A 1,666-nucleotide genomic window follows, 5' to 3' on the forward strand; every position below is an offset into this window, starting at 1 on the left:
TGGCCCAGAGTGTGTAAAAACGCCCGGATAAACCCTTGCTATGATTTCTGAGAATCTCATCGCAAGGGTCGCCTATGAAACGGTTTATCCAGGGTGAACACCGAGGTCAAAGCACTTTACTTCCCGAAAGTCTCGACGACTACGTCAGCGATACCAATTCGGTACGTGTGGTCGATGTCTTCGTCGACGAACTCGACCTAGCCACGCTAGGTTTTGATGGCGTCATTCCAGCCGAAACCGGAAGACCGGCTTACCACCCTGCGATCCTTCTGAAGATCTATATCTACGGCTATCTAAACCGCATTCAATCAAGCCGGCGTCTTGAGCGAGAAGCTCAGCGCAATATCGAACTCATGTGGTTAACCGGGCGATTGATGCCCGACTTCAAGACCATCGCCAACTTCCGAAAAGACAACAGCAAAGCCATTCGCGGCGTCTGCCGCCAATTCGTTTTGCTCTGCCAGCAGTTGGGGTTTTTTAGCGAAAACCTGGTTGCCATCGACGGCAGTAAATTCAAGGCGGTGAACAACCGTGACCGCAACTTCACCAGCGCCAAACTGAAGCGGCGCATGGAAGAAATCGAGGCAAGCATCAGCCGTTACTTGGCATCGCTCGATGCGGCTGATCGGCAGATCCATAGCGCCTCCGCGCCAGATACTGCCAGCCTGGAAGAGAAAATCGCCAAGCTCAAAGAACAGATGAAAGAGCTTCAAGGAATAGAAGCCCAGCTCAACGAATCGCCAGACAAACAGGTTTCGCTGACCGACCCGGATGCCCGTTCGATGATGACGCGCGGCAGCGGCATCGTCGGCTACAACGTGCAGACAGCGGTCGACACGCAGCACCATTTGATCGTTGCTCACGAGGTCACCAACAAAGGTTCTGACCGTGACCAACTCAGCTCAATGGCGAAGCAGGCTCGGGAAGCCATCGGCTCAGAAACGCTGTCCGTAGTTGCCGACCGAGGCTACTTCAAAAGCGAAGAGATCTTGGCCTGCCACGATGCCAACATCACCGCCTATGTGCCGAAGTCGTTGACCTCTGGAGCCAAGGCGGATGGCCGTTTCAACAGAGATGCCTTCGTTTATAACGCTGTAAAAAACGAATACACCTGCCCAGCGGGAGATGCACTTATTTGGCGTTTTTCTAGCATCGAGAAAGGTCTGAAAATGCACTGCTACTGGAGTTCTAGTTGCAAAAGCTGCGCACTGAAAACGCAGTGCACGCCGAGCAGTGAACGGCGAGTGCGGCGCTGGGAGCATGAGGCGGTGCTGGACGAAATGCAGAGCCGCTTGAACCAAGCACCAGAGATGATGAAGGTTCGAAAACGGACTGTTGAGCACCCCTTCGGGACGCTCAAGCAGTGGATGGGCGCAACGCACTTCCTGACCCGAAAGCTGAACGGGGTAAGTGCAGAAATGAGCTTGAATGTGCTCGCCTATAACTTGAAACGGGCGATGAAAATCATGGGTACCGAAGGCTTGTTGAAGGCGATGACGGCGTAAAAGCCCCGGCTTTTACTGTCCCAAGAGGTACCACAGTGCTTCATAAGCGCTCTGACTCGCCACCGGCGCTGATCGTGGCAAATGCTTAGGAAATCACTACGCCCAGGAGCAGTGGGCTGGGGCATACAAGATGCGAAAGTGTTTTTACACACTCTGGGCCG

1 protein-coding gene is annotated in these 1,666 nt (G+C 53.8%); it reads left to right on the plus strand.

From position 1 onward, the window contains the following. The first annotated feature begins 74 nt into the window (after positions 1 to 74). The gene (locus P3C50_RS24130; protein WP_058173916.1) at positions 75 to 1,505 is read left to right on the plus strand and encodes an IS1182 family transposase; all 1,431 of its coding nucleotides are present in this window, start codon (positions 75 to 77) and stop codon (positions 1,503 to 1,505) included. The last annotated feature ends 161 nt before the right edge of the window (positions 1,506 to 1,666 follow it).

It is taken from the genome of Pseudomonas sp. Marseille-Q0931 (assembly GCF_940789645.1).
GTDB lineage: Bacteria > Pseudomonadota > Gammaproteobacteria > Pseudomonadales > Pseudomonadaceae > Aquipseudomonas.

Coding starts and splice junctions, on each gene's coding strand:
- P3C50_RS24130 (WP_058173916.1), top strand. CDS start 75: ATGAAACGGTTTATCCAGGGTGAACACCGAGGTCAAAGCACTTTACTT.